Annotated in this window: 21 protein-coding genes; 8 read left to right on the top strand and 13 right to left on the bottom strand. The window is 69.9% G+C overall.

Annotated features, from left to right (window positions below; genetic code table 11):
- Window positions 1-59: 59 nt before the first annotated feature.
- The 7 genes from AB0I69_RS29590 to AB0I69_RS29560 form a co-directional block, all read right to left on the bottom strand.
- The gene (locus AB0I69_RS29590; RefSeq protein WP_363098763.1) at window positions 60-1,838 is read right to left on the bottom strand and encodes an IucA/IucC family siderophore biosynthesis protein; all 1,779 of its coding nucleotides are present in this window, start codon (window positions 1,836-1,838) and stop codon (window positions 60-62) included.
- Window positions 1,835-2,380, bottom strand: coding sequence for a GNAT family N-acetyltransferase (locus tag AB0I69_RS29585; RefSeq protein WP_363098762.1), 546 nt, complete (start codon window positions 2,378-2,380; stop codon window positions 1,835-1,837). The genes AB0I69_RS29590 and AB0I69_RS29585 overlap by 4 nt, the downstream gene beginning before the upstream one ends.
- Complete coding sequence (locus AB0I69_RS29580) at window positions 2,377-3,660, bottom strand: SidA/IucD/PvdA family monooxygenase (protein ID WP_363098761.1); 1,284 nt, start codon at window positions 3,658-3,660, stop codon at window positions 2,377-2,379. The genes AB0I69_RS29585 and AB0I69_RS29580 overlap by 4 nt, the downstream gene beginning before the upstream one ends.
- Window positions 3,644-5,110 carry a lysine decarboxylase DesA gene (gene desA / locus AB0I69_RS29575; RefSeq protein WP_363098760.1) on the bottom strand — a complete coding sequence of 489 codons (1,467 nt, stop codon included), beginning with the start codon at window positions 5,108-5,110 and terminating at the stop codon, window positions 3,644-3,646. Before desA ends, AB0I69_RS29580 begins: the two co-directional genes overlap by 17 nt.
- A gap of 144 nt (window positions 5,111-5,254) precedes the next feature.
- Complete coding sequence (locus AB0I69_RS29570; RefSeq protein WP_363098759.1) at window positions 5,255-6,088, bottom strand: siderophore-interacting protein; 834 nt, start codon at window positions 6,086-6,088, stop codon at window positions 5,255-5,257.
- A 111-nt stretch (window positions 6,089-6,199) separates the two neighbouring features.
- Window positions 6,200-7,252 carry an ABC transporter substrate-binding protein gene (locus AB0I69_RS29565; RefSeq protein ID WP_363098758.1) on the bottom strand — a complete coding sequence of 351 codons (1,053 nt, stop codon included), beginning with the start codon at window positions 7,250-7,252 and terminating at the stop codon, window positions 6,200-6,202.
- 117 nt (window positions 7,253-7,369) lie between these two features.
- Window positions 7,370-8,281, bottom strand: a complete 912-nt coding sequence (locus AB0I69_RS29560; RefSeq protein ID WP_363098757.1) for an aminoglycoside phosphotransferase family protein — start codon at window positions 8,279-8,281, stop codon at window positions 7,370-7,372.
- 214 nt (window positions 8,282-8,495) lie between these two features.
- Between AB0I69_RS29560 and AB0I69_RS29555 the strand changes: the two genes are divergently transcribed.
- Both AB0I69_RS29555 and AB0I69_RS29550 read left to right on the top strand, forming a co-directional pair.
- Complete coding sequence (locus AB0I69_RS29555; RefSeq protein WP_363098756.1) at window positions 8,496-9,617, top strand: polyprenyl synthetase family protein; 1,122 nt, start codon at window positions 8,496-8,498, stop codon at window positions 9,615-9,617.
- Window positions 9,614-10,273 (top strand): biliverdin-producing heme oxygenase, encoded by a 660-nt coding sequence (locus tag AB0I69_RS29550; RefSeq protein WP_363098755.1) that lies wholly within the window; start codon window positions 9,614-9,616, stop codon window positions 10,271-10,273. Before AB0I69_RS29555 ends, AB0I69_RS29550 begins: the two co-directional genes overlap by 4 nt.
- Before the next feature lie 25 nt (window positions 10,274-10,298).
- On the opposite strand, the gene AB0I69_RS29545 is transcribed toward AB0I69_RS29550, so the two are convergent.
- The 4 genes from AB0I69_RS29545 to AB0I69_RS29530 are packed head-to-tail and all read right to left on the bottom strand — an operon-like array spanning window position 10,299 to window position 16,022.
- The gene (locus AB0I69_RS29545; RefSeq protein ID WP_363098754.1) at window positions 10,299-11,459 is read right to left on the bottom strand and encodes an acyl-CoA dehydrogenase family protein; all 1,161 of its coding nucleotides are present in this window, start codon (window positions 11,457-11,459) and stop codon (window positions 10,299-10,301) included.
- 5 nt (window positions 11,460-11,464) lie between these two features.
- Window positions 11,465-12,403 (bottom strand): hydroxymethylglutaryl-CoA lyase, encoded by a 939-nt coding sequence (locus AB0I69_RS29540; protein WP_363098925.1) that lies wholly within the window; start codon window positions 12,401-12,403, stop codon window positions 11,465-11,467.
- A 23-nt stretch (window positions 12,404-12,426) separates the two neighbouring features.
- Complete coding sequence (locus AB0I69_RS29535) at window positions 12,427-14,355, bottom strand: biotin carboxylase N-terminal domain-containing protein (protein ID WP_363098924.1); 1,929 nt, start codon at window positions 14,353-14,355, stop codon at window positions 12,427-12,429.
- 50 nt (window positions 14,356-14,405) lie between these two features.
- The gene (locus AB0I69_RS29530) at window positions 14,406-16,022 is read right to left on the bottom strand and encodes a carboxyl transferase domain-containing protein (RefSeq protein WP_363098753.1); all 1,617 of its coding nucleotides are present in this window, start codon (window positions 16,020-16,022) and stop codon (window positions 14,406-14,408) included.
- 105 nt (window positions 16,023-16,127) lie between these two features.
- On the opposite strand from AB0I69_RS29530, the gene AB0I69_RS29525 reads away from it, so the two are divergent.
- The 5 genes from AB0I69_RS29525 to AB0I69_RS29505 all read left to right on the top strand — a co-directional run bounded on the left by AB0I69_RS29525 (window position 16,128) and on the right by AB0I69_RS29505 (window position 21,076).
- A complete protein-coding gene (locus AB0I69_RS29525; RefSeq protein ID WP_363098752.1) occupies window positions 16,128-16,730 on the top strand; it encodes a TetR/AcrR family transcriptional regulator in 603 nt (200 codons plus the stop codon).
- Window positions 16,731-17,288: 558 nt separating this feature from the next.
- Complete coding sequence (locus tag AB0I69_RS29520; protein WP_363098751.1) at window positions 17,289-18,446, top strand: acyl-CoA dehydrogenase family protein; 1,158 nt, start codon at window positions 17,289-17,291, stop codon at window positions 18,444-18,446.
- Between the two features lie 60 nt (window positions 18,447-18,506).
- Window positions 18,507-19,379, top strand: coding sequence for an acyl-CoA thioesterase II (locus AB0I69_RS29515; RefSeq protein ID WP_363098750.1), 873 nt, complete (start codon window positions 18,507-18,509; stop codon window positions 19,377-19,379).
- A 4-nt stretch (window positions 19,380-19,383) separates the two neighbouring features.
- Complete coding sequence (locus tag AB0I69_RS29510) at window positions 19,384-20,355, top strand: cation diffusion facilitator family transporter (protein ID WP_363098749.1); 972 nt, start codon at window positions 19,384-19,386, stop codon at window positions 20,353-20,355.
- 43 nt (window positions 20,356-20,398) lie between these two features.
- On the top strand, window positions 20,399-21,076 hold the full coding sequence (locus AB0I69_RS29505; RefSeq protein WP_363098748.1) for a maleylpyruvate isomerase N-terminal domain-containing protein: 678 nt from the start codon (window positions 20,399-20,401) through the stop codon (window positions 21,074-21,076).
- Window positions 21,077-21,080: 4 nt separating this feature from the next.
- Here AB0I69_RS29505 and AB0I69_RS29500 read toward each other — a convergent pair whose 3' ends face one another.
- Both AB0I69_RS29500 and AB0I69_RS29495 read right to left on the bottom strand, forming a co-directional pair.
- The gene (locus tag AB0I69_RS29500) at window positions 21,081-21,872 is read right to left on the bottom strand and encodes a phosphatase (RefSeq protein ID WP_363098747.1); all 792 of its coding nucleotides are present in this window, start codon (window positions 21,870-21,872) and stop codon (window positions 21,081-21,083) included.
- Between the two features lie 80 nt (window positions 21,873-21,952).
- On the bottom strand, window positions 21,953-23,431 hold the full coding sequence (locus tag AB0I69_RS29495; RefSeq protein WP_363098746.1) for a PucR family transcriptional regulator: 1,479 nt from the start codon (window positions 23,429-23,431) through the stop codon (window positions 21,953-21,955).
- A gap of 124 nt (window positions 23,432-23,555) precedes the next feature.
- Between AB0I69_RS29495 and AB0I69_RS29490 the strand changes: the two genes are divergently transcribed.
- Window positions 23,556-25,019 carry a sodium:solute symporter gene (locus AB0I69_RS29490; protein ID WP_363098745.1) on the top strand — a complete coding sequence of 488 codons (1,464 nt, stop codon included), beginning with the start codon at window positions 23,556-23,558 and terminating at the stop codon, window positions 25,017-25,019.
- Window positions 25,020-25,040: the final 21 nt, after the last annotated feature.

Here is a 25,040-nt window from a genome sequence, read left to right as displayed (position 1 = left end):
CGGTAAGAGGGCGGGCACCCCGGGGGACCGTACCCCGGGGTGCCCGCCTGCTTGTGTTGTCAGAACCCGGCGATGGGGTTCTTCAGGGTGCCGACGAGCTGGAGTGCGCCGGCCGGGTCCGCCAGGTCCACCATCTGCTTGTTGTTGCGCAGTTGGAGACGGTTGAGGCAGGACAGCGAGAACTCGGGCGCGAACATGTCGTACTGCCGGAACTTGTCGGCGAGTTCGGGTGCCGCGTCCTGGTACTCACGGGTGACGTCCGCGACCGTACGCCAGAAGTCGTCCTCCTCCAGGACGCCTTCGGCGGCCAGGTGGGAGGCGAGGAAGCGGAAGAAGCAGTCGAAGACGTCGGTGAAGATCGACAGGAGCTTTTTGTCCTCGGGGACCTCGACCCGGAGTCGTTCCACCGTCGGCGGCAGCACCGCGTCCGGGTTCATGACGGCGATCTCCTCGGCGATGTCCTTGTAGATCGCGCGCTCGACGACACCGTCCTTCAGGACGAGGATGACGTTCTCGCCGTGCGGCATGAACACCAGGTCGTAGGCGTAGAAGCTGTGCAGCAACGGGGTGAAGTACGCCCGCAGATACCGCCGCAGCCACTCCACCGGCGCGAGCCCCGACCGCTCGATCAGCGCGCCGGCGAAGGACGCGCCCTCGTGGTCCAGGTGCACCAGCGAGGCCATCGTCGCCAGGGACTCGCCCTCCTGGAGTGACGGCACCGGGCTTTCGCGCCACAGGGCGGCAAGCATTTTGCGGTACGGCGAGTAGCGGTCGGTCGCCGCCTCGTACTCCAGGTGCCGGTAGCCGACGGCGGCCTGCTCACGGATGATCGACAGGCCGGTGGACTTCAACACCGGGTCGTTCTCGATGAGTTGGGCCAGCCAGTCGTTGATCGCCGGGGTCGCCTCCATGTAGGCGGCCGACAGTCCGCGCATGAAGCCCATGTTGATGACGGACAGGGCCGTCTTCACGTAGTGCTTCTCGGGGTTCGACTTGTTGAAGAAGGTCCGGATGGACTGCTGGGCGAGGTACTCGTCGTCGCCCTCGCCGAGGCAGACGAGGTGGCCGCGGGCGATCTCGGCGGCGAAGGTGACGCTGAGCTTGTTCCACCACTGCCAGGGGTGGACGGGGATGAGGAGGTAGTCGTCGGGGTCGAGACCCTTCTCGGAAAGTGTGACGCGGAAACGGTTCAGCGTCACACTTCCCAGCTCGCCCCTCATGAAGGACTCGTACTCGATGCCCACGCCCGCCGTGAACGCCGCCCGGGAGCGGTGCGCGGCCAGCCACACCAGGCGGACCGGGCTCGCGGTCTCGGGGGCGTACGAGAGGTATTCGTGGATGCCGAAGCCGAGCCGCCCGTTGTTGGCGACGAAGCAGGGGTGGCCCTCGGTCATCCCCGTCTCGATCGCCTGGAAGTCGCTCTTCACCAGCTCGGCGACCGGGATCTGCGGCTTGGTGAGCTTGTAGCAGGTGCCGGAGAGGGTGGAGGAGATCTCCTCCAGGTAGACCGGCAGGACCTCCTCGCTCAGCCCGAGCGCCTGCTTCAGCTCGATGAAGAAGTCCAGGGCGGCGAGGGGTAGTTCGACGCCGTCGCGGTGACGGGTGATCGAGTCGGCGTCGACCTGCCAGTGGTCGAGGGCGTGCCGGGTGGCGGTGAACCGGTAGCGGGTCAGCCCGTCGTCACTGCGGACGACGTACAAGTCGCCGTCCTGCGCGGCCGGTTCGGGGGTGATCAGCCGCTCGTGCGCGAACTCGGCGAGGGCCTTGCGGATGAGGAGGCGGTTGGCCTTCTCCCAGCGCTCGGGGGAGAGATGGGCCACGGCGTCGGCGAGGCTCATGCGGACACCGCCGTAGCGAGCAAGCTGTGCCTGTTGAAGAAGCGTTCCCGTGTGCAGAAGCTCAACAAGGCTTTCTTCTCCGGCTTCTGGATCTCACGCTCGGGCACGAACCCGACCGCTTCGTTGAGGGCGTGCACGGCGGTGTTGGACACGTCCGGTTCCACGACGACACGTGCGACGGCCGGGTCCTCGAAGAGGCGGGCCATCACGGCGGTGATCACCGCACGGGTGAAGCCGTGGACGGGCGCCTCGGTGGCCGGCGTCAGGAAGTGCATGCCGACGTCACCGGGCAACGGCTCGTACAGCCCGACCAGTTCGCGATGACGGGGGTCGTAGTACTCCATCAGGAAGACGGGGACACCGTCCTGGAGCCCGAGCAGCGCGTGCTGGTGCTCGTCGGCCGCGATCTCCATGTACGCGCGCTCGACGTCCTCCAGTTTCGCGTCCTGCATCATCCAGAACGCGGCCTTGGGGTGCGTGAGCCACCGGTGCAGCAACTCGGCGTCGTGGAGCGGGTCGAGGGGGCGGAAGCTGAAGGTCATACGGCGAACTCCTGGAACGCGATGGTCTGTTCGACCGGGTAGTACTCGGTGCCGAGCAGCTCACGGATGATGTACGAGTTGCGGTACGCGCCCATGCCCAGGTCCGGGGACGTGATGCTGTGCGCGTGGACGCCGGCGTTCTGCAGGAAGACGCCTCGGCCCGTGGTGTCGATCGAGTAGTTGCGCGCGATGTCGAAGTTGCCCCGGGAGTCGTAGCGCAGCCGCTCGTGGACGGGCTTGAGGAACTCGGGCTCGGCGTACTTGTAGCCGGTGGCGAGGATCAGGCCCTGGGAGCGCAGGGTGTAGTCCTTCTCCTGCTCCTCCTGCCGCAGGCCGAGTTCGTAGACGCCGTCGCGGTAAGTGGCGCTGTCCAGCGAGGAGTTGGTGAGCAGCCGGGTGGGCACGGGACCGCCGACCTTCTTCTGGTACAGCAGGTCGAAGATCTCGTTGACGAGGTCCCCGTCGATGCCCTTGAACAGGCCCTTCTGCTCGGCCGTGAGGCGGTAGCGGGTCTGCTCCGGCAGGGCGTGGAAGTAGTCGATGTACTCCGGGGAGGTCATCTCCAGCGTGAGTTTCGTGTACTCCAGCGGGAAGAAGCGCGGCGAGCGCGTCACCCAGTTCAACTCGTAGCCGTGGACGTCGATTTCGGCGAGCAGGTCGTAGTAGATCTCGGCGGCGGACTGCCCGCTGCCGACCAGCGTGATCGACTCCTTGGCCTGCAACTCCGCTTTGTGCTGCACGTAACGGGAGTTGTGGATGAAGTCCCCGCCCAGGCCTGCGACCGCTTCCGGGAGATACGGCGGGGTGCCGGTGCCCAGGACCAGGTGACGGGCGCGGAACACATCGCCGGCCTCGGTGTGGACGACGTAGACCTCGCCCTGCTCCTCGTACGTCACCTCGCTCACCGTCGTGCTGAAGCGCACGTTGGAGAGCTTCCCGGCCGCCCAGCGGCAGTAGTCGTCGTACTCGACGCGCAGCGGGTAGAAGTTCTCGCGGATGTAGAAGGGGTACAGACGCCCCTTCTCCTTCAGGTAGTTGAGGAAGGAGTAGGGGGACGTCGGATCGGCCAGCGTGACCAGGTCCGACATGAACGGGGTCTGGAGGTGGGCGCCGTCGAGGAACATGCCGGCGTGCCACTCGAAGTCGGGCTTCGAGTCCAGGAAGACGCCGTCGAGTTCGGCGATGGGCTCGGTGAGGCAGGCGAGGCCGAGGTTGAAGGGTCCGAGCCCGATGCCCACGAAGTCGTGGGTCCTGGTGGCGGGTTCAGGAAGCGCGGTCAAGGGACTCTCCCAGGTACTGCTCGGCATGGCCGGCGATCAGTTCGAGGACGGCGGCGATGTCGTCGGTCGTCGTCTCGGGGTTGAGCAGGGTGAACTTCAGGTAGTGGCGGCCCGCGACCTTGGTGCCCGCGACCACCGCGGCACCGGAGGCGAACAGGGCCTTGCGGGCGTACAGGTTGGCGCGGTCGATCTCGGCCGGGTCGGTGACGGCGGCCGGGATGTAGCGGTAGACGAGGGTGGAGAGCGAGGGCGCGACCACGACGTCGAAACGCGGGTCGGCGGCGAGCAGCTTCCAGCCCTCGACGGCCAAGTCGCAGACCTCGTCGAAGAGTTCGCCGATGCCGTCGGCGCCCATCACGCGCAGCGTCATCCACAGCTTGAGCGCGTCGAAACGGCGGGTGGTCTGGAGGGACTTGTCGACCTGGTTGGGGATGCGCTCCTGCACCATGCGGCGCGGGTTGAGGTACTCCGCGTGGTAGGTCGCGTGGCGCAGGGTGTCGGCGTCGCGGACCAGCAGTGCGGACGAACTCACCGGCTGGAAGAAGGACTTGTGGTAGTCCACGGTGACCGAGTCGGCGCGCTCGATGCCGTCGAGCCGGCCCCGGTACTTCAGCGAGGCGAGCAGACCGCAGCCGTAGGCCGCGTCCACGTGCATCCACACCCCGAACTGCTCGCACAGGGCGGCGACTTCGGGCAGCGGGTCGATGGAGCCGAAGTCGGTGGTGCCGGCGGTGGCGACGACGGCCATCGGGACGAGCCCGGCGTTCTTGCAGCGCTCCAACTCGCGGGCCAGCGCGACCGTTTGCATGCGCTTGTCGGCGCCGACGGGTATCGACACGACGGAGTCCTGCCCGAGGCCGAGCAGTTTCGCCGACTTCTTCACGCTGAAGTGGCTCACTTCGGAGGCGAAGATACGCAGTTTGGCCAGGCTGGCTGGTCCTTCCCACCCGCCCGGCCCTGGCTTGGCCTCCTCGCGGGCCAGCAGCAGCGCCTGGAGGTTGGACTGGCTGCCGCCGGAGGTGAACACCCCGTCGGCGTGCGGCCCGAGGCCGATCCGCTCGTTCGTCCAGTCGATCAGTTTCCGCTCGATGAGCGTGCCGCCGGCCGACTGGTCCCAGGTGTCCAGGGAGGAGTTGACGGCGGAGAGCACCGCCTCGCCGAGCACGGCCGGGATGACGACCGGGCAGTTGAGGTGGGCGAGGTAGCGGGGGTGGTGGAAGTAGATCGCGTCACGCAGGTAGACCTCGTCCAGCTCGTCGAGCACCGCGGCGGTGTCGTGGAGCGGGCGGTCGAGGTCGATCCGGTCGATGAGGGGGGAGAGGGCGTCGACCGTGACGCCGGTGAACGGCCGTTCGGTGGTGGCGAGTTTGGCCGCCACCCGCTCCACGCCTTCCGTCACGGAGCGGCGGTAGTGCTCCGCAGTCGTGTCATTGAGCAGGTGCGAGCGCATGTGGGGGTCCTCCGGTGGGGAAGTCCGTGCGGGACAGGTGAGCGGCAGGGTTCCGCAACATCAACTTAGGTAAGCCTAACCTAACTTAACTTCCATGAAACCCACCTCACCCGTGACGGCTGTCACTCACGCACCAGCGGCCCGTCACCCGGCTTCGCGCAACTGCTCCTCGCTGAGCCCCTGCCGCCAGTACCCGACAAAGGTCACCCGGCGCCGGTCGAACCCGCGCTCACCCACGAAGTGCCGCCGCAACGCCTTCACTTGACCGGACTCGCCCGCGATCCACACGTACGGCCTTTCGGCGGGCGGGAGTTGGGTGTCACGAAGGGCGCCGAGGGCCATGGGGGACCCCTTGGCGCCCCCGTCCCCTCGCACCAGCCAGGTGACTTCGGCATCGGCTTCGGTGGCCAAGTCCTGGATGTCACCGAGGTGTTGAACCTCCAGCCACACCCGCGCACGGGTACCGGCAGGCAGCGTTTCGAGAATGGCGGAGACGGCCGGCACGGCGGTCTCATCGCCCCACACGACCACGAGATCGGCGTCCTCCGGCGGCCGGAACCGGATCGCCCGGTTGTCGGCGATCGCCGGCCCGAGCAACACGACCCGATCACCGGGGGCGGCGAGAGAGGCCCAACGGGAGGCGGGCCCGGCGGGTTCGTGCAACACGAAGTCGATGTCGATCTCGTCAGGATCACGCCGTAGGCCACGCAGGGTGTACGACCGCATCACGGCCCGTACGTCGTCCGGGAGTTCACGCCACCCCTGCCACCACCCGTCACCGAGTTCATACGGCACGGCGGGCTCCAACTGGCCCGGCTGGGGGAGAAAGAGCGACAGGGACTGATCACACCCGTCGGAAAGGAAGTACGCCAGATCGTCCCCTGCAAAGGAGACCCGGACCAGAGACGGCCCAAGCCGATCCGTCCGCACGACCTGGAGAGAAAAGAAACGGAAGGGCGCGGCAACGGCCGTTGTCATGGGGTTCCTTCAGAGATACGGGAGATGGTCGCGCCCCAAAGGGGCGCGGGGAACTGCGCGACCAGCCCCCACCGGCCCGCAGCTCCCCACGAAAGCGAAACCACCCCTAAATCAACTGACCTTCTTCGCGTTCTCGATGGCCTTGGCCAGATCCTCAAGCAGCGGCGCACACTTGGCATACGACAGAATCGGCTCAGGGTTCCGCGCGATGACCTGCCCCGCCTTCACAGCCGGAAGCTTCTTCCACGTGCCCTCAGTGATGTCCGCCGGCTGAATCGCCGAAGTCCGGTTGTCCATCATGATGATGTCCGCTCCGTACTTGTCGACGTTCTCCCAGCTGAGGTTCTCGAACCAGCCACCGCTCGCCTTGAGGGCAGCCGCGGACGGCTCGACGAAGTTCACGCCGAGGGCCTTGTAGTACTCCAGGTCGATGGAGAGGTTGGACCCGGAGACGTAGAAGATGTCCTGGCTCGCGGACCCCGCGAGGACCTTGATGTCCGGCTTGGCCTTGGCGGCGGCGCGCAGCCGGGCGGCGGCGTCCTCGAAGCGCTTCTTCGCCGCGGTGATGGTCGCCGAAGTGGTGTCCGCACCAAGGGACTTGGCGAGCTCCAGCATGCGTGCGAGCGGCGTCGGCAGCTGGACGTCGTATGCCGAGATGCCGACGGTCGGCGCGCCCACGGCGAGGATCTTCTTCTTCGACTCCTCCGGGACGTACCAGAGGGTGCCGGCCGCGTCGAACATCGTGGTGAGGAGGACGTCGGGGGAGAGGGCCGCGTACTTCTCGATGTTGAACTGGCCCCACTCGTTGCCGATGATCGTGACCTTGCTGATGTCCAGGTCGCCGGCCTGCACATCGGCCTTGCCGTCCTTCAGCTTCGTCGGTCCGAAGACGCCCTTGGACTCGATGCCGTAGTCGTGCAGCGCGGCGGCGACGCCGATGAAGGAGACGATGTTCGCCGGGGTCCTGTCGGTCTTCGCGGTCTGGCCGCGGTCGTCCTTGAAGGACCAGGGGCCGGACGTGGCGGCAGCCGTCTCGCCGCTGCCCGAGCCCTCGCTTTTCGCGTTGTCGTCCCCGCAGGCCGCGAGCACGGCGCCGAGGCCGAGGGCGCCGCCTGCGGCGAGGACGCCGCGTCGGGTGAGGTGAGTCGCTCTGGTGTTGGGCATGGTGTGGCTGCTTTCGAACGGGGCGGAGTGCCCGCCGGACAAGTTCGAATGCAGGTTAGCCTAACCTAAGTAGTCGTTCGGGGGGTGGGGGTCCGGACTCCCGAAGCGGTACGGCGGTCATGAGGCGGCCGGGCCGCCGCCCAGTACCGTCCGGATCACGTGCCGGGCGTTGCGTGCCATCGCCGGGTTCGTCCTCCGGTAGTACGGCAGCGAGATCAGCGCCTCCGAGAGGGTCCGGCCCCGGCCACGGGTCCAGGTCGCGTCATCCACGGCCAGCGCCTCGCGGAAGACCTCTCGTGCGTCGGCCGGCAGCAGATTCCACGCCGGAAACAGGTCGCAGGCCGGGTCACCCACCCCCGTACACCCGAAGTCGATCACCGAGGCGAGCCTGCCGCCCTGGAGCAGCAGGTTGCCCGGCATCAGGTCGGCGTGCAGCCACACCGGCGGCCCGTCCGGGACCGGAGCCCGCAGCGCCTCCTCCCACACCGCGGTCGCGGCGTCGCAGTCGACGTCCTCCTGCGGGATCGCACGCAACTCCCCGATCGCCGCCCGGGTTTCCGCGTCGAGCGAGGCGAGGGGCCCGCCCCGATGTGCCGTCGGCGCGGCCGGCAACGTGACGCTGCGCATCGCCGCCACGAACGCGGCCAGATCCTCGGCCAGCCGCACGGGCTCACTCAACGCCCCCGCTTCGGGAAGCTCGCCCGCCAGCCACCGGTACACCGACCACGACCACGGATACCCCTGGGCCGGCTCCCCGGCGCCGAGCAACTCGGGGATGGGCGTGGGCAGTTGGGGAGCGAGGCGGGGCAGCCACTCCTGCTCCATCCGCACGCCCTCGGCTCCGCCCCGCACCAGCGGCAGCCTGACGACCATGTCGTCGCCCAGCCGGTACATGGCGTTGACCGTGCCACCGGACGGCCACCGCCGCACCGCCAGCCCCGCCCACCGAGGGAACCGACCGGCGATCAACCGCCGTACGAGACCGTCGTCGATGGGGTGCATATCGGGATGCATCTGCCCTGCGCTCATGGTCGTCATCCGAACACCGGGCGCCGAAGGGCGTCAAACACCTTTCCGGCCTGCGCCCGCCCGGCACGCCCTGGTGGGCGCGGCCCGGCGACGCCGTCCACTTTGGCTTTCAACGTGCTTGTCCCGTCCGGCCGTTGTGATCACGCTCGTGGTAGCGGGCACTGCGCACTGATGTTCGGTGACATTCGGAGGTGGAGTGGCTACCACGGTGGACATGACGGGTGTGGAAGCGGTGGTGCGGAGTGACGCGGCACTGCTGGAGGACGATCTGGCCGAGTTCCTCGGCTCGTTGACCGCCCCGGCTCGGGCGGCGGCCTCCGTGTACGACGCGGCACTGCGCCGTTCCCTGTACGAACCGGTCGCCGACGCCGTCGGATCCAAGGTGGGCCAGCAGGCGCTGCCGGCCACCGCCGGAGCACCCGGCGGCCGGGCGCCCCTGCGGCCCTCGATGGTGTACTGGGCCTACCGCAACTACCGGGGTTTCCCCGAGGAGACGGGCGAGACGCCCGAGCGGGGCGAGGCATCTCCCGAGCTGGCCGTCGTCCGCCGTACGGCAGTTGCCGTAAGGATTCTGCTGAAGGCCGCGGTCGCCCTCGACGACATCCAGGACGGCAGCGACGTCCGCTACGGCGAACCCGCCCTCCACACCACACACGGCGCACCGCTCGCCCTCAACGCCGGCGCCTGGCTGATCATGTCCGCGCTGCGGCACGCCGCCGACCCCGCCGTCGTGGACAGCCTGGTGCGCTCGGTCGGCAACGGCTTCACCGGGCAGGCCGTCGACATGTCCTCGCGTACGGCGCTCACCCGCGCCGAGCTGCTGGCCGCGCCGCGCGCCACCAGGGTCGGCTTCTGGGAGGCGACGGCCGCCCTCAAGACCGGAACCCTGTTCTGGATGCCGCTCGACGCGGCCGTCGCGGGGCTGCGGGTGGTCGAGGACGACCGGCTGGCCCTGGACGGCGCGATGCGTCAACTCGGGCTCGCCAGCCAGCTGTTCAACGACCTGAGCGACTTCGTGCCCGAACTCGGCGGCGCCAACACCCACGAGGACTTCGACGGCCTCGGCAACCGGGTCTTCCTGGAACTGCTCGACGAGGAAGGTGACGTACCGCCCGGCGCGGACTTCAAACCGTACGTTCTCGGTCACCCCGCGCTGCGGCGCACGCTCCTCGCGCTCGCCGAGGAGGCCGTGGCACTGAAGCGCGCCGCGAAGGACGCCGTGCACGGAGTGTGCCGCTCCGAGCGCAGCGCCGCCTACTTCGACGTGACGATCGAACGCAAGGGCCACCTCATCGACCGTCTGCTCGCGACGGTCCGGCAGCGGAGCGGCGTATGACGGACGCGGACACGGGTACGGGTACGTGCACGGTGACCCAGCGGCTGAGGAGGGACACCCGCACCTGGCACGAGGCCCTGGAGAGCACCGGGTTCGCCACCGCGATGCTCGCCGGGACCCTCCCGCTCGACCGCTACGTAGGCCAACTCTCCGCCTACCGCCCGGTGTTGGAGGCACTGGAAGCCGAACTCGCGCGCACCACCTGCCCGTCGGTGGGCTCGGTGTGGTCCTCCGACCTGGTCAAGCTGCCCCTCGTCGAACGCGACCTGCGCCACTTCGCCGCCCGGGGCGCGGTCCCCGAACCCGGCCCGGCCGCCGAGGAGTTCGTCGGAGAGATACGACGCACCGCCGCGACCGACCCCCGTGAACTCCTCGGCTTCCTCTACGTGTTGGAGGGCTCCACCCTCGGCGCCCTGTTCCTCCTCCGGTACGTCACCGAGGCGTACCGGCTCACGGACGGGAACGGTGTGTCGTACTACGGCAGCGGCGACCGCGCCCGCTGGACGGCCTTCGCCGAGCGCCTCGACCGAGCGCTCGGCGAACCCGACGTACAGGACCGCGTCCTGGCCGCCGCCGAACGGGCCTACTGCCATGTCGCCCTGATCTCGGGGGAGTTGTCGGTGGGCCTGGGCAGCCCGGCTCCCGAACCGGTGTAGACGGCCAGCTGTCAGCCCGCGAGGCTCAGCCCGCGAGGCCCAACTCGCGGGCGATCAGCATCCGTTGGACCTCGCTGGTGCCCTCGCCGATCTCCAGGATCTTGGAGTCGCGCCACATGCGGGCCACCGGGTACTCGTTCATGAAGCCGTAGCCGCCGTGCACCTGGGTGGCGTCGCGGGCGTTGTCGACGGCGATGGTGGAGGAGTACAGCTTGGCGAGCGCCGCCTCCTTCTTGAAGGGCTCGCCGGCCAGCAGGCGGGAGGCCGCGTCGCGCCAGGCGAGGCGGGCGGTGTGGGCCTTCATCTCCATGTCGGCGATCTTGAACTGGATGGCCTGGTTGGCGCCGATCGGCCGCCCGAACGCGTGCCGTTCCTTGGCGTACTTCACCGACTCGTCGACACAGCCCTGCGCCAGACCGGTGGCGAGGGCCGCGATGGCGATGCGGCCCTCGTCGAGGATGCGCAGGAACTGGGCGTAGCCGCGGCCCAGTTCGCCCAGCAGGTTCGCCGCCGGGACCCGCACGTCCGCGAAGGACAGCTCACGGGTGTCGGAGGCGTTCCAGCCGACCTTCGAGTACGGCGCCGCGACCGTGAAGCCGGGGGTCCCGGACGGCACGATGATGGACGAGATCAGGGGCTTGCCGTCGGGCTTGCGGCCGGTGACCGCGGTGACCGTCACCAGGCCGGTGATGTCCGTACCGGAGTTGGTGATGAAGCACTTGGAACCGTTGATCACCCACTCGTCGGTGTCCGGGTCCAGGCGTGCCGTCGTACGAGTCGCCCCCGCATCCGAGCCGCCGTCCGGCTCGGTCAGCCCGAAGGCGCCGAGGATCTCACCGGAGCACAGCCGGGGCAGCCACTCGGCCTTCTGGGCGTCGGTGCCGAAGAGATGGATCGGCATCGCGCCCAGCGAGACCCCGGCTTCCAACGTGATCGCAACCGACGAGTCGACGCGGGCCAGTTCCTCCAGGACAAGGCCGAGCGCCAGATAGTCGCCGCCCATCCCGCCGTACTCCTCGGGGAACGGCAGCCCGAACAGGCCCATGCGGCCCATCTCGCGGACGATCTCGTACGGGAACTCGTGCCGCTCGTAGAAGTCGCCGATCTTCGGCGCGACGACGTCGTGCGCGAACTCCTCGACCGTACGGCGGAGTTCTTCCAGTTCGGGGGAGAGACGGTGGTCCATGGCGGTCACTGCTCCTTGTGGGGCTGTGCTGTTTTACCGAGTGCGCGGACGGTACGGGACGGGCTGGGTCGGCCCAGTTGTTCGGCCATCCACACGCTGGTGGCGGTGAGACGGGCGAGGTCGACGCCGGAGTCGATGCCGAGACCCTGGAGCATCCACACGAGGTCCTCGGTGGCGAGGTTGCCGGTGGCGGACTTGGCGAACGGGCAGCCGCCGAGGCCGCCCGCGGAGGCGTCCACGGTGGTGACGCCGTGCTGGAGGGCGGCCAGGGTGTTGGAGAGGGCCTGGCCGTAGGTGTCGTGGAAGTGCACGCCCAACACGTCGGTGGGGACGTGCTGTTCGTTGAGCGCGGCGAGAAGTTCCAGGACGTGCCCGGGAGTTGCCACCCCGATCGTGTCGCCGAGGCTCAGCTCGTCGCAGCCCATGTCGACCAACGCCCGGCAGACACGCACCACTTGAGCGAGGGAGACCGCGCCCTCCCAGGGGTCGCCGAAGCACATGGAGACATAGCCGCGCACATGGGCGCCCTCGTCCTTGGCGCGGGCCACGACCGGTGCGAACACGGCCAGCGACTCGTCCACCGTGCGGTTGAGGTTGGCCTTGGCGAAGGACTCGGTGGCGCTGGCGAACACGGCGACGCGGGTCGCCTTCAGGGACAGGGCCCGGTCGAGTCCGCGGGCGTTCGGCACGAGGACGGGGAGGTGCACCCCCGGCAGGTCGCGCACGAGCGGGAACAGCTGCTCCGCGTCGGCCAGTTGGGGCACCCACTTGGGGTGGACGAAGCTGGTCGCCTCGATCGTGGTCAGGCCCGCGTCCGCCAGCCGCCGCACGAACTCGGCCTTCACCTCCGTCGGCACGGTCGACTTCTCGTTCTGCAGCCCGTCCCGCGCCCCCACCTCGTGGATGCGCACCCGGGCGGGCAGATCGGGGGCCGGTACGACCATCGGGAGTGTCGCTGGTCCGAGTGTCACTGGTCCTCCTCCGCAGGTGTGACGACCGCCAGCACCTGGTCCATGGCGACCGTCGCGCCGGGCGTCACATCGAGTTCGGCGACGGTGCCGGCGTGCGGCGCGGAGACGACGTGCTCCATCTTCATCGCCTCGACCACCAACAGGCTCTGTCCCGCGGTCACTTGATCCCCCACGGCGACCTTCACCACGGTCACCGTCCCCGGCATCGGCGCGGTCAGCGAACCGGCACCGGAGCGGTCGGCCCCGCTGAGCGAGGCGGCCACCGGGTCGTGGTCCCGCACCTGCCAGGCGTCCCCGTCCCGGCCCAGCCAGTCACCGGCCCGGTGGAAGGTGTGCCGGACACCGTCGAGAGTGACCGCGACCTGGTCCTCGGTAACGGTGTGGGTGCCGCGCGGGACGTACTCCACGGGCTCGGTCACCTTGAGAGGGAAGCCGACCGGCTTCGGAGTACCGCCCAGCCGCCACCCGTCCGGCACGGAGAAGGGGTCGGTCCAGCCGTCGTTCTTCGGGCGGAGAGCATCCAGTCGTACGGCGGCTGCCGCCTCGTACACCTCCGGGGGGACCTCGTCCGGCACCAGGGAGTCCGCCTCCCGCTCGACGAGCCCGGTGTCCAACTCGCCCGCCACGACCGCCGGATGGGCGAGAAGCCGGCGCAGAAACCCCGCGTTCGTCGGCACGCCCAACGTCACCGTGTCCGCGAGGGCCGCCCGGAGCTTCCTGAGCGCGGTCGCGCGGTCGGGGCCGTACGCGATGACCTTGGAGAGCATCGGGTCGTAGAGACTGCCGACCTCGGTCCCTTCGGAGAGGCCGGAGTCGGTGCGGATGCCATCGCCGGAGGGTTCGTTCAGCTTCAGGACGGTGCCGCCGGACGGCAGGAACCCGCGCGCGCCCTCTTTAATAGACACAGTTTCGGCGCAGATGCGCGCCTCCACCGCGTGCCCGGTGAGCGTGATGTCGTCCTGCGCGAAGGGCAGTTGCTCGCCCGCCGCCACTCGCAGCTGCCACTCCACCAGGTCGAGCCCGGTCACCAACTCCGTTACCGGGTGCTCGACTTGGAGGCGGGTGTTCATCTCCATGAAGTAGTACGACGACGGGTCGCTGCCCGGCACGATGAACTCCACCGTGCCCGCGCCCGCGTACCCGCACGAGCGGGCCGCCTGCACCGCGGCCTCGCCCATCGCCGCGCGGGTGGCCTCGTCCAGGAGCACGCTCGGCGCCTCCTCGACGACCTTCTGGTGCCGGCGCTGCAAGGAGCACTCGCGCTCGCCGAGGTGGACGACGTTGCCGTGGCCGTCGGCCAGGACCTGGATCTCGATGTGCCGGGGGCGGTCGACCCACCGTTCGACCAGGAGCGTGTCGTCGCCGAAGGAGGCGCGGGCCTCGCGGCGGGCGGCGGCGATCTCGTCGTCCAGGAGGGTGAGGTCACGAACCAGGCGCATGCCCTTGCCGCCGCCTCCGGCCGACGGCTTGAGGAGTACGGGTGCGCCCAACTTGTGTGCCGCCTCGGCCAGTTCGGGGTCACGGCCGCCGGGGACGACCGGGACACCGGCCGCCTCCACGGTCTCCTTGGCGCGGATCTTGTCGCCCATGAGGGCGATCGCGTCGGCAGGAGGACCGATGAAGACGAGCCCGGCGTCGGCGCACGCGCGCGCGAAGGCCGCGTTCTCGGCGAGGAAGCCGTAGCCCGGGTGCACGGCCTGAGCGCCTGTGCGGGCCGCCGCCTCCAGGAGCCGCTCCACCGACAGATAGCTCTCGGCCGCCGGTGCCGGTCCGATCCGTACCGCCGTGTCGGCCTCCCGGACGTGCCGGGCGTCCGCGTCGGCATCGGAGAAGACGGCCACCGAACGCACGCCGAGGGAGCGCAGGGTGCGGATGACACGGACCGCGATCTCGCCCCGGTTGGCGACGAGGACCGTCTCGAACATCTCGATCCTGTCCGGCGTATCGCGCATATAAGTCATCTCGGGCACCCTCATCACATCCGGAAGACGCCGAACTGGGGGTCTCCCAGGGGCGCGTTGGCACAGGCGGTCAGGGCCAGACCCAGCACCTGGCGGGTCTCCATCGGGTCGATGACCCCGTCGTCCCAGAGGCGGGCTGTGGCGTAGTAGGCGTTGCCCTGGCGCTCGTACTGCTGCCGGATCGGGTCCTTGAAGGTCTCTTCGTCCGCCGCGGGCCAGGACTCCCCGCGTGCCTCCAACTGGTCCCGCTTCACGGTCGCGAGGACCGACGCGGCCTGCTCGCCGCCCATGACGGAGATCTTGGCGCCGGGCCACATCCACAGGAAGCGGGGGGAGTAGGCCCGGCCGCACATCGAGTAGTTGCCCGCGCCGTACGAGCCGCCGACCACGACCGTCAGCTTCGGCACGCGTGCGCAGGCGACGGCGGTGACCATTTTGGCGCCGTGCTTGGCGATGCCGCCCGCCTCGTAGTCCCGACCGACCATGAAGCCGGAGATGTTCTGGAGGAACACGAGCGGGATGCCGCGCTGGTCGCACAGTTCAATGAAGTGGGCGCCCTTCTGGGCGGATTCGGAGAACAGGATGCCGTTGTTGGCGATGATGCCGACCGGGTGGCCGTGGACGCGGGCGAAGCCGGTGACGAGGGTCTGTCCGAACTCGGCCTTGAACTCGGCGAAACGGGAGCCGTCGACCACGCGCGCGATGATCTCCCGTACGTCGTAGGGGGTACGGGAGTCGACGGGGACGGCGCCGTAGATCCCGTACGGGTCGACCTTGGGCTCGACCGCTTCGGTAACTTCCCAGGGGAGCGGCCCGCGCGCGGGGAGTGTGGCAGCAATGTTCCGGACGATGCGCAGCGCATGCGCGTCGTCCTCCGCGAGGTGGTCGGTGACACCAGACACGCGCGCGTGGACGTCGCCGCCGCCCAGCTCCTCGGCGGTCACGACCTCACCGGTGGCGGCCTTCACGAGGGGCGGCCCGCCCAGGAAGATCGTCCCCTGATTCCGGACGATCACGGCCTCGTCGCTCATGGCAGGGACGTAGGCGCCCCCGGCGGTACAGGACCCGAGCACGGCGGCGATCTGCGGAATCCCCGCCCCCGACATCCGGGCCTGGTTGTAGAAGATCCGCCCGAAGTGCTCCCGGTCCGGGAACACCTCATCCTGCATGGGCAAAAACGCGCCCCCGGAGTCGACGAGATAAATACAGGGGAGCCGGTTCTCGAGGGCGATCTCCTGGGCGCGCAGATGCTTCTTCACGGTCATCGGGTAGTAGGTCCCACCCTTGACCGTGGCGTCGTTGGCGACGATCACGCACTCGCGCCCGCTGACCCGGCCGATCCCGGCGATGACACCGGCGGCGGGGGCGGCCCCGTCGTACATCCCGTCGGCGGCGAGGGGAGCCAGCTCCAGGAAGGGCGAGCCGGGGTCGAGCAGCGTGTCGACGCGGTCGCGGGGGAGCAGCTTGCCGCGCGCGGTGTGCCGGTCCCGGGCCCGCTCACCGCCACCGAGCCGGGCCGCGGCGAGCTTCTGCCGCAGCTCCTCGCCCAGTGCGCGGTGCGCCGCCTCGTTGGCCCGCCACGCCTCCGACGCGGGATCGGCCGCGCTCGTCAGCTCCGGTGCCTCTTGCATTCCGCGGTCCCCTCGCACAGCGATCGACTGTCATCGACGGTTAATGAGCGTTAACTATGTCCTCCAGGTTAACGACCGCTAACCTCCCTGTCTAGAATTGCTTCCATGACCACGAGAACCGACGCCCCCACCCGCCGCGAGCAGATCCTCAAGGAGGCCGCGCGGCTCTTCGCCGAGCGGGGCTTCCATGGCGTCGGGGTCGACGAGATAGGTGCAGCGGTAGGCATCAGCGGCCCCGGCCTGTACCGCCACTTCCCGGGCAAGGACGCGATGCTCGCGGAGCTGCTGGTCGGTATCAGCGGCCAACTGCTCACGGGCGCGAAGCGCCGCCTGGCGGAGGCGGAGGGGGTGACCTCCTCGGAGCTGCTGCTCGACTCGCTCATCGAGGGCCACATCGACTTCGCGCTCGACGACCGGCCGCTCATCACCCTCCACGACCGCGAACTGGACCGACTACGGGACAGCGACCGCAAGCTGGTCCGCCAGCTCCAGCGGCAGTACGTCGAGCTGTGGGTGGAGGTCGTACGTGAGGTGTATCCGGACCTGGCCGAACCCAGCGCACGGTCGGCGGTGCACTCGGTGTTCGGGCTCCTGAACTCGACTCCACATTTGGGGCGGCCGGGGTCGTTGCCGGGGCGGGGGGCGACGGCGGAGCTGCTGCATCGGATGGCGAGGGGGGCGTTCGGGGCTGCGGCGCTGGGTGGGTGAGGGGGCGGTTCCTGGCGGATCCGGGCTGAGGCTGGAAGAGGTGGCTGGGAGGCCGCTAGTCCAGGGGCCGAAGGCCAGGAGCTGAGGGCCGAAGGTCGGAAGGCGGAAACCGGAGGCCGGAGGCGATCGGAATTCGACAGCCGACAGCCGACAGCCGGAAGCCGGAAGCCGGAAGCCGGAAGCCGGAAGCCGGAAGCCGAAAGCCGACAGCCGGGAGCCGGAAGCTGGAGGCCGAAGGCCGGAAGCTGGAGGCGGGGACGCGGAAGTCGGGAGCCGGAGACCAGGCACCGCGTCGGGTACGAGCACAGGCGTGGACGCGGCTGGGGCTGGGGGGCGCGCCCGGCGCCATCCCCGGGGTCCGGGGCAGAGCCCCGTGTCGGGACCTCTCGGCCTACCGAGTCGGGCGGGTGGGTGGGCAAAAGGCGGGTGGGTGAGTGAGGCACGGAGTGACGAGCGTTACGTGCCCGTTCCGCTGGACGCTCCCCCTACTCGCCGGTACCGTGATGTTCTGAGCAAGCGCTTAGAAATGGACCCTTGAGCTAGCTGGAGGTGGCGGCGGTGCGCCGTACGGTGTTTGACGAGGACCACGAGGCGTTCCGGGAGACCCTCCGGGCCTTCATCGAGGCCGAGGTCGTCCCCGTCTACGACGAGTGGTTCGCGGCCGGCCAGGCGCCGCGCGAGTTCTACTACAAGCTCGCCGAGCTCGGCGTCTTCGGCATCCGCGTGGACGAGGAGTACGGCGGCGCGGGCATCGACTCGTACAAGTTCGAGGCCGTCCTGTACGAGGAGACCGCGCGCGCGGGTGTCTCCTTCGGCGGCTCCGGTGTGCACGTGCTGCTCGGCCTGCCCTACATCAAGCTGCTCGCCAACGACGAGCAGAAGAAGAAGTACCTGCCGAAGTTCGTCTCCGGCGAGGAGATGTGGGCCATCGCGATGACCGAGCCGGGCACCGGCTCCGACCTCGCGGGCATGAAGACCACCGCCAAGCTCTCCGAGGACGGCACGCACTACGTCCTCAACGGCGCCAAGACCTTCATCACGGGCGGTGTGCACGCGGACCGCATGATCGTCTGCGCCCGCACCGCCGCGTCCACCAAGGAGGACCGCCGCCACGGCATCTCCCTCTTCGTGGTGGACACCAAGGCCGAGGGCTACTCGGTCGGCCGCAAGCTCGACAAGCTCGGCCTGAAGACCTCCGACACCGCCGAGCTGGCGTTCGTCGACGTCAAGGTGCCCGTCGAGGACCTCCTCGGCGAGGAGAACAAGGGCTTCTACTACCTCGGCCACAACCTCGCCTCCGAGCGCTGGGGCATCGCCTTCGGCGCGTACGCGCAGGCCAAGGCCGCCGTCCGGTTCGCCAAGCAGTACGTGCAGGAGCGCGTGGTCTTCGGCCAGCCCGTCGCCGCGTTCCAGAACACCAAGTTCGAACTGGCCGCCTGCCAGGCCGAGGTGGACGCCGCCGAGGCCGTCGTCGACCGCGCCACCGAGGCCCTGGACGCCGGTGAGCTGACCCCCGCCGAGGCGGCCAGCGCCAAGCTGTTCACCACCGAGGTCGCCCACCGCGTGATCGACCGCTGCCTCCAGCTGCACGGCGGCTACGGTTTCATGAACGAGTACCCGATCGCCCGCCTGTACGCGGACAACCGTGTCAACCGCATCTACGGCGGCACCAGCGAGATCATGAAGACGATCATCGCGAAGGACATGGGCCTGTAAGCAGGCCCAGGACACGGACCCGTAAGATCCCGGAAATTACTGGCCAGTAGAAAAGACTCCATGAGTCAGGCACTTCAGTCTCTCCTCGATCTGCTCGACCTTGAGCAGATCGAGGAGAACATCTTCCGCGGCCAGTCCCAGGCCGCCGTCGTCCCCCGCGTCTTCGGCGGACAGGTGGCGGCCCAGGCACTCGTCGCCGCCGGGCGCACGGTCCCCGAGGACCGCCTCGCCCACTCCCTGCACGCGTACTTCCTGCGCCCCGGCGACCCCGGCGCGCCCATCGTCTACACCGTCGAGCGCATGAACGACGGCCGCTCCTTCAGCGCCCGCCGCACCGTCGCCGTACAGCACGGACAGCCGATCTTCGCCCTCTCCGCGTCGTTCCAGAAACACGAAGAGGGTTTCGAGCACCAGGCCCCGATGCCGGCCGCGCCCGACCCGGCCACGCTGCCCACCTCCGCGGAGCGGCTCAGCGGCTACGACCACCTCGCCCCCGAGGTCGTCGAGAAGTTCCTGGAGGCCCGCGAGGCGATCGACCTGCGCTACGTCGACGAGCCGCCGTACGGCCAGTTCGGCACGCCCCGCGAACCGCACTCCCAGGTCTGGTTCCGCACCAACGGCAAACTCGCCGACGACCCGCTCCTCCACGTAGTACTCGCGACCTACGTCTCCGACATGACGCTCCTCGACTCGATCCTCCTCGCGCACGGCCGCGGCGGCTGGGCCGTAGGAGATGTCGTGGGCGCCTCCCTCGACCACGCGATGTGGTTCCACCGGCCGTTCCGCGCGGACGAATGGCTGCTCTACGACCAGGAGTCGCCGTCGGCGTCCGGCGGGCGCGGGCTCGGGCAGGCGCGGATCTACACGCAGGACGGCCAACTGGCCATCTCCGTCATTCAGGAGGGCGTGGTCCGGGTTCCTCGGGAACACTGAGGGCATGGCAGACACAGAGGAAGGTGAGGGCGGCGGCGAGTCCACCGTCACGGTGATCGTCGCCGCCGTCGCCAACCTGGGCATCGCGCTCGCGAAGGCGGTCGCCGGCGTCATCAGCGGCTCCAGCGCGATGCTCTCGGAGGCCGCGCACTCGGTCGCCGACACGGTCACCGAACTCCTCCTCCTCACCGCCCTCAAACGCAGCGCGAAACCCGCCGACGAGGAACACCCCCTCGGCTACGGCCCCGAGCGCTACATCTGGGCGATGCTCGCCGCCGTCGCCACCTTCGTCGGCGGCGCGGTCTTCTCGATCTACGACGGCATCCACACCCTCGTCGCCGGCGAGGACCTCGGCGACCCGCTGATCTCCTACATCGTGCTCGGCGTCGCCTTCCTCCTGGAGGGCTACTCCCTGCGGACGGGCGTACGCCAGGCGCGCGGCGAGGCGGCCCGCTTCGACGCCTCCTTCAAGCGCTACCTCCGCTACACCCCCGACACCGCCGTCAAGGCCGTAGTCCTGGAGGACTCCGCCGCCCTGGTCGGCCTGGTCCTCGCGGCCGGCGGCCTGCTCGGCGGCCAGCTCACGGGATCGGGGGTGTGGGACGGCATCGCCTCGCTCTGCATCGGCTTCCTGCTGCTCTACGTCGCCTGGGTCCTGGGCCGTTCCAACGCCGAACTCCTCATCGGACGCCCGCTGCCCAAGCCCATGCGGGACCGCATCCGCGAGGAACTCCTCTCCGTCGAACACATCGAGGCCGTACTGGAGTTGACGACCCTCGTGCAGGGCCCGCGCGAGGCGCTGGTCGCCGCGAAGATCGACTTCCGGGACAGGTCGACGGCCGCGCAGATCGAGTGGGCCTGCGAACAGGCCGAACAGCGGCTGCGGGAGGCGTTCCCGGCGGTGAACCGGGTGTACCTGGACCCGACACCGGGGTACGCGCAGCGACGGGCGGAGGGGCTGAACCCGTGGCCGTGAAAAGGGAGTTGAGCCGCCGCGGCCGGCACGGTGGGATGGCGGCATGACGGACACCGAGGAGTTGTGGAACTGGCGGGGCGAGCGGATCCGGGAGGCCTTCGCGCAGGCCGCCGACATCGCCGGCGAACTGCTCGCCGACCCCGCCGTCGCCGCCGCCTGGGACCGGCCGAGCGCGCTGCGGCACTACAGCGTCCGAGGCCTGTCCGGCCACCTGTTCTGGCCCGAACTCGCCCTGCCCGGACTGCTCGCCGCACCCGTACCGGCCGAACCGGTCATCCCTCTGCGGGAGTACTACCTGGAGCGGGTGACCTGGCTGGACGCCGACGCCGACGCACCGGTCAGCGGACGGATCAGGCAGGGCGGCGAGACGACGGCCGCCGACGGACACGCGGCACTGCACGCGCGCGTGCACGAGGCACTCGTACTGCTGCGGACCGAGCTGCCGAAGGCGCCCGCCTCGCGCCCCGTCCGCGTCCCCTCCTGGGGCGACTGGTCCCTCGAACTCGACGACTTCCTGCTCACCCGGCTGATGGAACTCGTCGTCCACGCCGACGACTTGGCGTGCAGCGTGGGTCTGCCGACCCCGGAGTTCCCGGAACAGGTGACGGCCCCGGTCGTCGCCCTGCTGGCCCGCCTCGCGGTCCGGCGCCACGGTCCGCTGGACGTCATCCGGGGACTCGCCCGCGCCGAGCGCGCCCCCGCGTCGATCGCCGGGATCTAGGCACTCAGGACGACAGCCCGGCTTCCGCCAGCAGATACGCCGTCATCGGGTCGTAGTACCTGGGGCTGACCACATGGTCGTCGAGCGGGACCGCCACCTGGACGGTGCCCTCCGACTCGGCGAGGAAGAGCGCGGGGTCGTTCGAGTCGGCGTATCCGACGGAGTCGACGCCGTGCCGCCCCGCGTAACCCGCCCAGCCGTGGTCGGCGACGACCAGGTCGGGCAGCGGGCGGCCCTCGCGCTCCAGGGCGGTGAGGATCGCCTTCATCGGCTCACCGGAGTGGGTGTGCCAGAGCGTGGCGCCGTGCTCCAGGACGGACACGTCCGCGAACTGCATGACGTACCCCTCCTCCGTCTGCAGCCCGTCCGGGATCACGACGATCTCGCAGCCGGCCGTGCGCAGCGCGGCGGCCGTGGCACGGTGCACATCGAGCAGGCCCCCCGGGTGACCGGTCGCGAAGAGCACCCGCTGCTGTCCGTCGGCCGCCTTGCGCAGCCGCGCCGCCAGGCGGTCGAGCCCCGCGATCGTCAGCTCCGGGTCGATGGTGTCCTGGCCGTAGCGGTACTCGGGATCGTCGTTGACACCCACCCGCTCCGCCATCACCGCGAGCACGTCCTGCTCGTCGGTCCAACGGCTGCCGAGCTCCAGGCCGAACCAGTAGTGGCGGTCACCGTTCGCGAGCTTGCGGTAGTGGGAGAGGTTGTTCTCGCGGGGCGTGGCCACATCGCCCGCGATACGGGTCTTCACAAGGTGGTCGACGAGCTCGGCGCGGCTGGGTGTCCCGGGTATCGGCATGGTCCCCATTGTGGAGCAGAGGGATGTGCGCCCGCCCGACGTCCCGAACGCTGGGATGTGGATCACTCACCCCCGCCCGCTCACAGGTGACGCAGGCCGAACCACAGCTCCATCCGTACGTCGGGATCGTCCAGGTCCGCGTCCAGCAGTGCCGCGCATCGGGCGATCCGCTGCCGCACGGTGTTGCGGTGCACCGCCAGGGCGACCGCCGTGCGGTCCCAACTCCCGTGCAGGGAGAGCCAGGTGCGCAGGGTCTCGGTGAGCGCGGGCTGGGCGGTGAGCGGGGCGAGGAGGGTGCGGGCGTGTGCCTCGGCCTCCTCGTGGGGGACCAGTTCGGCGAGGCCGGGGCGGCCGGAGGAACCGTGCCGGACCAGCGGGGCGCGGGTCGCGCGGGCGCGGGCCAGGGCGCGGGCCGCCTGGATGTCGGCGGCGGACCAGTCCCGCGGGGCGACGGCCGCGCTGACACCGAGGGTCCAGCCGGACTGCGGGGCGGGCTCGCGGTCGGCGGGGACGAGGAGTCGTACGACGTCCGCCGCCAGGTCGATCAGCGCGGAACCGAGCGCGGCCCCCAGCGCGGACGCGGCGACGGGGTCGGGCGCGGGCGCGTCCGGGCGGGCGTGCACGACGACCCACCGGTCCGCGCCGAGCAGCGACGCGACGTCCTCCGGCGAGGCACCGAGCAGCAGTCGTACGAGCGCCGAGGACCGGTCCGCTCCCGTGCGGCTCTGGTGTTCGCCGGTGAGGAGGGAGAGCAGTACGGCGGCCACGGAGGCGATGGTGTGGTCGCCGGGGTCGCGGCGCGGGGCGGCGACACCGAGGACGAAGCCCTGACCGGTACCGAGGGCGTAGGCCGCGAGGTGGACTCCGGGGACGGTGTCGGTGGCCGACGTGGGGGAGGCGGACGGGGTGACGGTGGGGCGCACCACCTGTGCCAGGCCCGCCAGCGCCTCCCGCGTCTCCGTCCCCGTCGCCGCCCGTCCCGCCGCCGCGATCTCCGTGCCGTCCGGGCCGTACAGCACGGCTCGGCCGCTCACCCGTTGGGCGAGTTGCCGTAGCACCGAAGGGACCGGATCGGGGCGGGAGGCCGCTGCCGCCAGGCTCTGCTGGGCCTCGGTGACGCGGCGGAGTTCGGCGAGGCGGGCCTGTGCCATCAGCTGCCAGACCGCGCGGGCCACCCGGGAGAAGGGGGTGGGCGGCGGGACCTCCAGGAGCGGGAGGTCGTAGTGGTCGCAGGCCGCGACCAGGGCCCTCGGCACGGTGTCGTGGACCGGTGCGACGCCGAAGCCGAGGGCCACGCCGCCCGCCTCGACGATCCGGGAGACGTAGTCGTCGAAGTACGTGCCCGAGCCGGCCGCCTCCGGGATGTGGACCCCCGCTGTCAGCAGCAGCTCGCCGCCCAGCAGGTACGGATACGGGTCCGGCATCTCCGACGTGTGCGCCCAGTGGATCGCGATGTCGGGGTCGGACGGCCCGGCGATCTGGCGCAGCCCGAGGTCCTTGCGGGCCAGGAGCGCGGCGAGGGGCACGGGTGGGGTGGGCGGAAGCGTGAGGTCCGGCATGGTGGACGTTTCCTCCATCACCTCGGGCTCGGATGGATGAAACGTACACTTCGCAGCCGCTTTCCGGCCACCTAGGGTCAGTCGCGACGCAAGCCCCCCGAGAGTGCGCGAAGGAGGCCCCCGTATGGCCGTCGACTACACCGTCATCGTCGTCTACCTGGCCGGCATGCTGGCCATGGGCTGGTGGGGCATGCGCCGCGCCAGGTCCAAGAGCGACTTCCTGGTCGCGGGCCGCCGGCTGGGCCCCGTCATGTACTCCGGCACCATGGCCGCGATCGTCCTCGGCGGCGCGTCCACCATCGGCGGCGTAGGCCTCGGGTACCAGTACGGCCTGTCCGGCGCCTGGATGGTCTTCACCATCGGCCTCGGCCTGCTCGCCCTCTCCGTCTTCTTCTCCGCCCGCATCGCCCGCCTCAAGGTGTACACGGTGTCGGAGATGCTCGATCTCAGGTACGGCGGCCGGGCGGGGGTCATCTCCGGCGTCGTCATGTGGGCGTACACCCTCATGCTCGCCGTCACCTCGACGATCGCCTACGCCACGATCTTCGACGTCCTCTTCGACATGAACCGCACGGTCGCGATCGTCCTCGGCGGCTCGATCGTCGTCGCGTACTCGACGCTCGGCGGCATGTGGTCCATCACGCTGACCGACATGGTGCAGTTCGTGGTGAAGACGATCGGCGTGCTCCTGCTCCTGCTGCCCATCGCGGTCGTCAAGGCCGGCGGCTTCAGCGAGATGAAGGCGAAGCTGCCCACCGGGTACTTCGACCCGCTGGGCATCGGCGGCGAGACGATCTTCACGTACGTCCTGATCTACACGTTCGGCATGCTCATCGGCCAGGACATCTGGCAGCGCGTGTTCACCGCGCGCGGCGACACCACGGCCCGCTGGGGCGGCACGGTCGCCGGTACCTACTGTCTCGTCTACGCCCTCGCCGGCGCCGTCATCGGTACGGCGGCCAAGGTGCTGTACCCGAACCTGGGCAGCCCGGACGACGCTTTCGCGACCATCGTCAAGGACGAACTCCCCATCGGCGTACGGGGGTTGGTGCTCGCCGCCGCCCTGGCCGCCGTGATGTCGACGTCCTCCGGCGCGCTGATCGCCTGCGCCACGGTCGCCAACAACGACATCTGGTCGAAGCTGCGCGGCGGCTCGTCCCGTACGGAGGACGCGCACGACGAGGTCCGGGGCAACCGCGCCTTCATCCTCGTCATGGGCGTCGCGGTGATCGTCACGGCGATCGCGCTGAACAACGTCGTGGAGGCGCTCACGGTGGCGTACAACCTCCTGGTCGGCGGCCTCCTCGTCCCGATCCTCGGCGGCCTGCTGTGGAAGCGCGGCACCGCACAGGGCGCGCTCGCCTCCGTGATCGTCGGCGGCCTCGCGGTCGTCGGCCTGATGGCGACCTACGGCATCCTCGCCAACGAGCCCGTCTACTACGGCCTGTTGTCGTCCCTCGTCGCCTACGTGGCCGTGTCGCTCGCGACGCCGGCGACCGACGCGGCGGTGCTGGCCGCCTGGCGGGAGCGGCTCGCCGGGCGCGGCGCCCCCGAACTCGCGTCCGAACCGGTCGCCGCCCACCAGTAAAGTCGTAGCCAGAAGTACAAA

The sequence above is a fragment of the Streptomyces sp. NPDC050508 genome, from assembly GCF_040655155.1.
Taxonomy (GTDB): Bacteria; Actinomycetota; Actinomycetes; order Streptomycetales; family Streptomycetaceae; genus Streptomyces.
Note: the sequence above shows the minus strand (reverse complement) of the source record. Positions and strands in the feature narration are given on the sequence as shown.

Coding starts and splice junctions, on each gene's coding strand:
- AB0I69_RS29590 (WP_363098763.1), bottom strand. CDS start 1,838: ATGAGCCTCGCCGACGCCGTGGCCCATCTCTCCCCCGAGCGCTGGGAG.
- AB0I69_RS29585 (WP_363098762.1), bottom strand. CDS start 2,380: ATGACCTTCAGCTTCCGCCCCCTCGACCCGCTCCACGACGCCGAGTTG.
- desA (WP_363098760.1), bottom strand. CDS start 5,110: ATGCGCTCGCACCTGCTCAATGACACGACTGCGGAGCACTACCGCCGC.
- AB0I69_RS29570 (WP_363098759.1), bottom strand. CDS start 6,088: ATGACAACGGCCGTTGCCGCGCCCTTCCGTTTCTTTTCTCTCCAGGTC.
- AB0I69_RS29565 (WP_363098758.1), bottom strand. CDS start 7,252: ATGCCCAACACCAGAGCGACTCACCTCACCCGACGCGGCGTCCTCGCC.
- AB0I69_RS29560 (WP_363098757.1), bottom strand. CDS start 8,281: ATGAGCGCAGGGCAGATGCATCCCGATATGCACCCCATCGACGACGGT.
- AB0I69_RS29555 (WP_363098756.1), top strand. CDS start 8,496: ATGACGGGTGTGGAAGCGGTGGTGCGGAGTGACGCGGCACTGCTGGAG.
- AB0I69_RS29550 (WP_363098755.1), top strand. CDS start 9,614: ATGACGGACGCGGACACGGGTACGGGTACGTGCACGGTGACCCAGCGG.
- AB0I69_RS29545 (WP_363098754.1), bottom strand. CDS start 11,459: ATGGACCACCGTCTCTCCCCCGAACTGGAAGAACTCCGCCGTACGGTC.
- AB0I69_RS29540 (WP_363098925.1), bottom strand. CDS start 12,403: ATGGTCGTACCGGCCCCCGATCTGCCCGCCCGGGTGCGCATCCACGAG.
- AB0I69_RS29535 (WP_363098924.1), bottom strand. CDS start 14,355: ATGTTCGAGACGGTCCTCGTCGCCAACCGGGGCGAGATCGCGGTCCGT.
- AB0I69_RS29530 (WP_363098753.1), bottom strand. CDS start 16,022: ATGCAAGAGGCACCGGAGCTGACGAGCGCGGCCGATCCCGCGTCGGAG.
- AB0I69_RS29525 (WP_363098752.1), top strand. CDS start 16,128: ATGACCACGAGAACCGACGCCCCCACCCGCCGCGAGCAGATCCTCAAG.
- AB0I69_RS29515 (WP_363098750.1), top strand. CDS start 18,507: ATGAGTCAGGCACTTCAGTCTCTCCTCGATCTGCTCGACCTTGAGCAG.
- AB0I69_RS29510 (WP_363098749.1), top strand. CDS start 19,384: ATGGCAGACACAGAGGAAGGTGAGGGCGGCGGCGAGTCCACCGTCACG.
- AB0I69_RS29505 (WP_363098748.1), top strand. CDS start 20,399: ATGACGGACACCGAGGAGTTGTGGAACTGGCGGGGCGAGCGGATCCGG.
- AB0I69_RS29500 (WP_363098747.1), bottom strand. CDS start 21,872: ATGCCGATACCCGGGACACCCAGCCGCGCCGAGCTCGTCGACCACCTT.
- AB0I69_RS29495 (WP_363098746.1), bottom strand. CDS start 23,431: ATGCCGGACCTCACGCTTCCGCCCACCCCACCCGTGCCCCTCGCCGCG.
- AB0I69_RS29490 (WP_363098745.1), top strand. CDS start 23,556: ATGGCCGTCGACTACACCGTCATCGTCGTCTACCTGGCCGGCATGCTG.